The sequence below is a fragment of the Nocardioides sp. NPDC057772 genome, assembly GCF_042798075.1.
In the GTDB taxonomy this organism is placed as follows: domain Bacteria; phylum Actinomycetota; class Actinomycetes; order Propionibacteriales; family Nocardioidaceae; genus Nocardioides.
Genome location: NZ_JBHVKN010000232.1, coordinates 1 through 7,885 on the forward strand (window position 1 = coordinate 1; position 7,885 = coordinate 7,885).

Annotated in this window: 5 protein-coding genes; 3 read left to right on the forward strand and 2 right to left on the reverse strand. The window is 69.3% G+C overall.

Annotation, left to right across the window (positions count from 1 at the left end; translation table 11 throughout):
- Positions 1–45: 45 nt before the first annotated feature.
- Positions 46–858, reverse strand: coding sequence for a hypothetical protein (locus ACFVJS_RS24570; RefSeq protein WP_378885930.1), 813 nt, complete (start codon positions 856–858; stop codon positions 46–48).
- 275 nt (positions 859–1,133) lie between these two features.
- Between ACFVJS_RS24570 and ACFVJS_RS24575 the strand changes: the two genes are divergently transcribed.
- Positions 1,134–2,648, forward strand: a complete 1,515-nt coding sequence (locus tag ACFVJS_RS24575) for a flavin-containing monooxygenase (protein ID WP_378885931.1) — start codon at positions 1,134–1,136, stop codon at positions 2,646–2,648.
- Positions 2,649–2,746: 98 nt separating this feature from the next.
- Positions 2,747–3,415: a TetR/AcrR family transcriptional regulator gene (locus ACFVJS_RS24580; protein ID WP_378885933.1), complete on the forward strand. Its 669-nt coding sequence runs from the start codon at positions 2,747–2,749 to the stop codon at positions 3,413–3,415.
- Between the two features lie 7 nt (positions 3,416–3,422).
- On the opposite strand, the gene ACFVJS_RS24585 is transcribed toward ACFVJS_RS24580, so the two are convergent.
- Positions 3,423–4,340, reverse strand: coding sequence for a LysR family transcriptional regulator (locus tag ACFVJS_RS24585; protein WP_378885935.1), 918 nt, complete (start codon positions 4,338–4,340; stop codon positions 3,423–3,425).
- Between the two features lie 82 nt (positions 4,341–4,422).
- Here ACFVJS_RS24585 and ACFVJS_RS24590 point away from each other — a divergent pair, with 82 nt between their 5' ends.
- A complete protein-coding gene (locus ACFVJS_RS24590; protein ID WP_378885936.1) occupies positions 4,423–7,839 on the forward strand; it encodes a bifunctional proline dehydrogenase/L-glutamate gamma-semialdehyde dehydrogenase in 3,417 nt (1,138 codons plus the stop codon).
- Positions 7,840–7,885 lie beyond the last annotated feature (46 nt).

The window sequence follows — 7,885 nt, forward strand, 5'->3', positions numbered from 1 at the left end:
ACCCGAAGGTCGTACGCCGCGCCGTTCTCAGTGGCGCGGTTCGGCTCAGTCCTTGTTGACCAGAGCAGCAGCGCGGCGACGCAGGACCACGACGAGCGCGGTGCCGGCGGCGGCAGCACCGGCGAGCATGGCCAGCAGCGGCCACATCGCGGGAACGGCGGAGTCGCTCTCACCGGCGAGACCGGCGTCGATGTTGGTCGGGACCTCGGAGTCGGACTCCGTGGTCGGCACGGCGGACTCGGACTCGGTCGGCTCGTCCTCGAGGACGACGGGCTCGGTGGGCTCGTCGGTCGGCTCCTCGGTGGGCTCCTCGGTCGGCTCCTCCGACGGGGTCGGCTCCTCGGTCGGGGTGGGCGTCGGCGTCGGGGTCGGCTCCTCGACCGCGCAGTTCTGGAACCAGAAGACCTTGGTCTTGGTGTCGTTGCCGATGCTGCCCGGGGTGTGGATGGTGACCTTCGCGTGGAAGCCCTGCTTCGGGTGGGCGAGGCCGGTGGCGGTCAGCGTGTAGGTCTCGCGACCGTCCAGACCGTCGTCGGTGCCCGCGCCGCTCGCGGCGTCGCCGCCCACGAAGACCTCGCTCGGGCCGTCGACGGTGAGCTCACCGGAGTCGGTGGGCGAGTGCAGCTCGAAGTCGATCTTCGAGACGATGTCCTTGCCCTCGTCGAAGCCGTACCACTCGATGTCGAGGGTGCAGCCGACGTGGGGCTGGTTCTCCGGCACATCGTCGATGTTGCCGTGCTCGATCACCTTGACGGTGCCGTTGTTGCCGGCCGGGTCACCGGTGGCGAAAGCCGGGGCTGCTGCGAGCCCGGCGAGGGCGACGCCCGCGACAACCGCGCCGGCGCGTACGAAACTCAACACTGGAAAACCTTTCGAAGACCATCTGACCGCACCATGCGGTCCGCATGCAGCCTCAGCCACCGAAAGCGATGGGTGAGTGACCCCGAAATCGCCGTGGATGCTTCGCCGCCCCCACAGCTGCAGACGGCAGCGTAGTGACCTGGTGTGAGCGCTTGGAAGCGGGGCGCTCTGGTGTTACCGAGCCGTTGCTCAAACGCTGATCTCCTGATTTGCTTGCAAAAGTTCGCGAGACAGGGTGTCGCAATCAGATACTTCCGGGTAACCTCAGTCACATGCATGTCGACGTACTGATCATCGGTGCCGGCGTCTCCGGCATCGGAGCGGCCGCACAGCTCCGTGAGCGCCTGCCCGGCAAGACGCTTGCGATCCTCGAGCAGCGTGATGCCAGTGGTGGCACCTGGGACCTGTTCCGCTACCCGGGCATCCGCTCCGACTCCGACATGTTCACGTTCGCGTTCAAGTGGCGTCCGTGGGAGAGCGCACAGGCGCTGGCCGACGGTCACCAGATCCGCGACTACCTGCGTCAGACGGCGAAGGACTACGGCGTCGACAAACTGATTCGCTACGGCCACAAGGTGACCGGCGCGGCGTGGAGCAGCGAGGACAAGCAGTGGACGGTCTCTGTCGAGACCGCCGACGGCACCTCCGAGATCACCGCCGGTTTCCTGTGGAACTGCTCGGGCTATTACGACTACGCCAACGGCTACCAGCCCGAGTTCGCCGGCCTCGACGACTACGAGGGCACCTTCGTGCACCCGCAGCACTGGCCCGAGGACCTCGACTACGCCGGCAAGAAGGTCGTCATCATCGGCTCCGGTGCCACCGCGGTCACCCTGCTGCCCAACCTGGCCGGCGCCGGCAGCGACCGCGCCGAGAAGGTGACGATGCTGCAGCGCACCCCGACGTACATCCTCTCCCGACCGGGCCAGGACGCGATCGCCTCGCTGCTGAACACCGCGCCGTTCAAGCTGCTCGGCAGGCTTCCCTTCAAGCGCCTGCGCGAGAAGGTCGGCCACGAGACGGTGCGCTGGGAGAACATCGTCCTCACCGTCGGCACCTACCAGCTCGCCCGCCGTGCCCCCGGCGTCGTCAAGAAGGTGATCCGCGACCAGTGGATCAACGGGCTCACCGCTCGCGGCGGCCGTCCGGGCATGACCAAGGACGAGGCGATCGCGTACGTCGACAAGCACTTCAACCCGCCCTACAACCCGTGGGACCAGCGCATCTGCTTCGTCCCCGACGGCGACATGATGAAGTCGATCCGGGAGGGCTACGCCGCGGTGGTGACCGACCGGATCAAGACGTTCGTGCCGAAGGGCATCGAGCTCGAGTCGGGCGAGACGCTCGAGGCCGACATCGTCATCTCCGCCACCGGGCTCAACCTGCGGCTCTTCGGCGGTATCGACTACACGGTCGACGGCGAGCCGATCAACCTGCCCGACCAGATGGCCTACAAGGGCCTGATGATCACCGGGATGCCCAACTTCGCCTACACGATCGGTTACACCAACGCCTCGTGGACGCTCAAGGCCGACCTGGTCACCGACTACGTGATCCGGCTGCTCGACTTCATGGGGGAGAACGGCTACGACGTCGCCTCGGTCTCGCGCGACCCGAGCGTCGAGGAGCGGCCGTTCATGGACCTTGCCTCCGGCTACATCCAGCGCTCGCTGGACCTGATGCCGAAGGCAGGTGACCGGGCGCCATGGGCCGCGAAGCAGAACTACCTCGTGGACATGAAGGCGCTCGGGGCGCCGGTCGCCGACGGTGTGATCCGGTTCGGCTGATCCTCCTTCGGAGCCGGGTCTGTGATTCCGGGTCTGTGATTACTGTGACAGGCGTTCCAGACCCGGCGTGAAGTACGTGGGACTACGATGGTCCCACCATGGATGGCAGGGCAGTTCGCTGGAAGCGTCACAACGATGACCGACGAAAGCGCATCGTCGACGCCGCGATCGGTCTGATCGAGACCGAGGGCGTCAACGTCAGCCTGCAGGCGATCGGCCAGGCGGCCGGGCTCTCCCGTTCCGTGGTCTACCGTCATTTCGCCGACCGGCGCGAGCTCGACCTCGCCATCCAGGCCGACATCCTCGACGGCCTGTGGGCCAAGCTCTTCCCGGCGATGGAGCTGACCGGATCGATCCGGCAGATCATCTCCCGCACCGTCGGGGCCTACGTCAACTGGGCGCTCGAGCACCCGCTCCTGCACCAGGTGGCCGACGTCGACACCGCGCCGAACGGCACCGGGCCGCTGCAGCAGGGCCTCGACCGGATCGCGGAGCGGATCAAGGAGCTGATCCTCGCGGCGTTCGAGCTGACCGGTGTCGAGGTCTCCGAGGTCGACAAGAAGGCCGTCGACCCGCTGATCTACGGCCTGATCGGGATGGTCTTCGGTGCCGTGCGTCGCTGGGTTCACGTCGGTGAGGGCATCCCCGACGCCGAGCACCTGACCTCGGTCGTCACCGAGGCCGTCCTGGCGATGATCGACACCCGCACCAAGGCGTACGGAATGGCGATCGACCACGACCAGCCGCTCGAGGAGCTCCTCGGCTGATCGGGCGTCAGGTCGGCAACGTGAGATCTGCCGGCACCACCCGGGCCAGCGCGGCGCGGCACGCGATGATCCCCGGTGAGTCGGCGATCGCCGTGCGGGTGGCGGTGAAGACCGTACGCCGCGGCGACCCCGGCAGGTCGATGAGCCGCACCGCCGTCCGGTGGCGCACGCGCATCAGGTCGGAGAGGAGCGCGACCGCGTTGCCGGACTCGACCAGCGCGACGTGGGCCTCGACGTCGTCGGTCTCGTAGCGCACCTCGGGCTCGAAGCCGGCACGGCGGCACTGCTCCTCGATCCAGTGGCGTGACGCCGTGCCCGGCGGCTCCATCGCCCACGGGACGCAACCGGCCTCGGCGAGGGAGGTGATGTTGTCCCAGATCGCCCCGGAGCCGCGAGGCGGGAGGGCCAGCCGGAGCCGGTCGGTGGTGAGTGGCTGCCGGTCGAGGCCGTCGAAGTGCGGTGCGCCGTGGTCGGGGTAGTGCTCGGCGACCACCAGGTCGAGCTCGCGCAGCGCGAGGTCGTGGAGCGCCTGCTCGGGGGCGCGCTGGGAGAGCATGACCCGCAGCCGCGGGTGACGCCGGGTCAGGTCGGCGAGCGCCTGCGGCATGTAGGCGAGGGCCACCGACTGGAAGACGGCGACCCGCACCGTGCCGGCGGTCTCGTCGCCGAGCGCGGTGACCGCGGCCTCGGCCGCCTCAAGCCTGGCCAGGATCTCGGTCGTGTGCTCGACCAGCACCTCGGCCGCGGCGGTGAGCTGGACCCGTCTTCCCGCCTTGGTGAGAAGGGGGACACCGACCTCTCGCTCGAGCTGGCCGAGCTGCTGGGAGACCGACGACGGGCTCTGGTGGAGGGCCTCGGCGACCTCGGCCAGCGTCCCGCGCGCTGCGAGCTCGGCGAGGAGTCGGAGACGACGGACGTCGAGCATGACAACCCTTCAGGATTTCTTACGAACAATCTCCAAGAAACATCACTTTATCTTACGTGACTCTGGTCGCATACTCGGCACTATGACCACCAATGACGCGCTCATCGCCGAGGTCGACCACCTCGTCCGCGGCTGGCTGGCGGAGGCTTCGACCAAGCCGACCGCGCCGGCCGCCCAGCGCCTCGCCGACGTACTCAAGGACCCGGCCGGGCTCGACTTCACCGTCGGGTTCGTCGACCGGGTGATCCGCCCCGAGGACGTACGCGTGGCCGCGGCCAGCCTCCGCGAGCTGGCCGGCAACGTACCTTCGTTCCTGCCCTGGCACCTGAAGCTGGGCGTGAAGCTCGGCGCGCTGTTGTCGCTGGTCGCGCCGTGGTTCGTGATCCCGGTGGCGCGCCGCGCGCTGCGACAGATGGTGGGCCACCTGCTGATCGACGCCTCCGACGCGCGTCTCGGCAAGCAGATCGAGCGGATCCGCGAGCGCGGCGTCTCGCTCAACATCAACCTCCTCGGCGAGGCCGTCCTGGGCCAGAAGGAGGCCGACCGCCGTCTGGCCGGCATCCGCAAGCTGCTCGCGCGTGACGACGTCGACTACGTCTCGGTGAAGGTCTCCTCGCCGGTCGCGCCGCACGCGGTGTGGGCCTATGACGAGGCCGTCGAGCACGTCGTCGAGCGGCTCCTCCCGCTCTACACCTACGCGGCGAACTCCTCCGCCGCCGGGACGAAGAAGTTCATCAACCTGGACATGGAGGAGTACCGCGACCTCGACATGACCATCGATGTCTTCACCCGGCTGCTCGACCGTCCCGAGCTGGTCGACCTGGAGGCCGGGATCGTCCTCCAGGCCTACCTGCCCGACGCCATGTCGGCGATGATGCGGCTCCAGGAGTGGTCGGCCGCTCGGCGTGCGCGTGGGGGCGCGCCGATCAAGGTCCGCCTGGTCAAGGGTGCCAACCTGCCGATGGAGCACGTCGAGGCATCGCTGCACGGCTGGCCGGTCGCGACCTGGTCGACCAAGCAGGACTCAGACACCAACTACAAGCGGGTGCTGTCCTGGGCGCTGACGCCCGAGCGGATGGCCAACGTGCGCCTCGGCGTCGCCGGCCACAACCTGTTCGACGTGGCGTACGCCTGGATCCTGGCCGGTCAGCGCGGGGTTCGTGACTCGGTCGAGTTCGAGATGCTGCTGGGCATGGCCGAGGGCCAGGCCGAGGCGGTCCGGGAGACCGTCGGCGGGCTGCTGCTCTACGTGCCGGTCGTGCACCCGAAGGACTTCGACGTCGCGATCGCCTATCTCGTGCGCCGCCTCGAGGAGGGCGCCAGCACCGAGAACTTCATGTCTGCCGTCTTCGACCTCAACTCCTCCGAGGCGCTCTACAAGCGCGAGAAGGAGCGGTTCGTGCGCTCGCTGGAGGCTGTCGACGACTCGGTCCCGGCGCCCAACCGCACCCAGGACCGGCGCCAGCCCGTCGACGACACGCCGATGACCGGGGTCTTCGAGAACACCCCGGACACCGACCCGCACCTGCCCGGCAACCGGGAGTGGGGCCAGGCGATCATCGCCCGGGTGGGCTCCTCGACGCTGGGTGATCAGCTCGTCGCCGACCACACCGTGACCTCGGTCGAGGCCGTGGAGTCCGTGCTCGAGGGTGCCGTCGGCGCCCAGGCCGACTGGGGCCGCAAGACCGGTGCCGAGCGGGCCGCCGTGCTGCGTGCCGCTGCCGTCGAGGTCGAGCGGCGCCGCGCCGAGTGGCTCGAGGTCGCCGCGTCCGAGTGTGGCAAGACGCTCGACCAGGGGGACCCCGAGGTCTCCGAGGCGATCGACTTCCTCAACTACTACGCGAGCCTGGCCGAGGAGCTCGACCTCGTGGACGGCGCCCGTCAGGTGCCCGTACGTCTCACCCTGGTCACCCCGCCGTGGAACTTCCCGCTCGCCATCCCGACCGGTGGGGTCGCCGCGGCTCTCGCTGCCGGGTCGGCCGTGGTGATCAAGCCGGCCCCGCAGGCGCAGCGCTGTGGCTCGGTGCTGGTCGAGACGCTGTGGGCCGCCGGGGTGCCGAAGGAGGTCCTGCGGCTGGTGCACGTGCCGGAGAACGAGGTCGGCCGTGCGCTGATCGCCTCGCCGCTGGTGGACCGGCTGATCCTCACCGGTGCGTTCGACACCGCCGAGCTCTTCCGCTCGTTCCGCTCGGACCTGCCGCTGCTGGCCGAGACCTCCGGCAAGAACGCGCTGGTGGTCACGCCCGACGCCGACCTCGACCTGGCGGTCAAGGACCTCGTCTACTCGGCCTTCGGCCACGCCGGACAGAAGTGCTCGGCGGCGTCGCTCGGCATCCTGGTCGGCTCGGTCGCCACCTCGCGCCGCTTCCGCGACCAGCTGGTCGACGCGGTGACCTCGCTCAAGGTCGGCTACCCGACCGACCCGACCGTCCAGGTGGGTCCGATCATCGAGCCCGCCTCCGGCAAGCTGCTGAAGGCCCTGACCACGCTCGCGCCGGGTGAGTCGTGGCTGGTGAAGCCGCGCCAGCTCGACGACACCGGCCGGCTCTGGTCGCCGGGTGTGAAGACCGGCGTGAAGCGTGGCTCGGAGTTCCACCTGACCGAGTACTTCGGCCCGGTCCTCGGCCTGATCTCGGCCTCCTCGCTCGACGAGGCGCTCGAGATCCAGAACGAGGTCGACTACGGCCTGACCGCGGGCATCCACAGTCTCGACCGGGCCGAGATCTCGCAGTGGCTGTCGTCGGTGGAGGCGGGCAACGTCTACGTCAACCGGGGCATCACGGGCGCGATCGTGCGTCGCCAGCCGTTCGGTGGCTGGAAGAAGTCGGCCGTCGGCGCCGGGACGAAGGCCGGCGGGCCCAACTACCTCGTCGGCCTCAGCGACTGGGTCTCGACTCCGGCCACCGAGCTCGCGACGCCGGCGCCTGCCGTCCGGTCGCTCGTCGACTGGGCCTCGAGGCTGAAGCTGGACGACATCGACATGCTCAAGCGTGGCGCCGGGTCCGACGCGGTCGTCTGGGAGCGCGAGTTCGGTGCCGCCCGGGACGTCTCGCGACTGACCGCCGAGGTCAACGTGCTGCGCTACTCGCCGGTGCCGGTCACCATCCGCTACGAGGGTGGGCCCGTCGCCCACCTGCTGCGGGTCCTCGCCGCCGGTGTCGCCGCCGGCGCTCCGGTGACGGTGTCCGTCGCCGAGGCGCTCGACGACGAGACCGCCTCGCTGGTGCGGGCGACCGGGGTGACCTATGTCGTCGAGGACATGGTCGCGTGGGCGTCGATCCTCTCCGGTCCGCATGCGCCCAGCCGCGTACGTCTCCTGGGTGGGTCGCGCGAGGTCTTCGCCGAGGCGAGCCAGGGCCGCGTCGACATCGCCCTCTATGCGCAGCCCGTCGTCGAGGCCGGCCGCGTCGAGCTGCTCACCTTCCTGCACGAGCAGGCCGTCTCGGTCACCGCTCACCGCTTCGGCTCCCCGACGCCGCTGGTGGACAACCTGTTCTGACAGGAACCCTCGACGGGGTCGACCACACCGGTGGGCGACCCCGTCG

Coding starts and splice junctions, on each gene's coding strand:
- ACFVJS_RS24590 (WP_378885936.1), top strand. CDS start 4,423: ATGACCACCAATGACGCGCTCATCGCCGAGGTCGACCACCTCGTCCGC.
- ACFVJS_RS24585 (WP_378885935.1), bottom strand. CDS start 4,340: ATGCTCGACGTCCGTCGTCTCCGACTCCTCGCCGAGCTCGCAGCGCGC.
- ACFVJS_RS24575 (WP_378885931.1), top strand. CDS start 1,134: ATGCATGTCGACGTACTGATCATCGGTGCCGGCGTCTCCGGCATCGGA.
- ACFVJS_RS24580 (WP_378885933.1), top strand. CDS start 2,747: ATGGATGGCAGGGCAGTTCGCTGGAAGCGTCACAACGATGACCGACGA.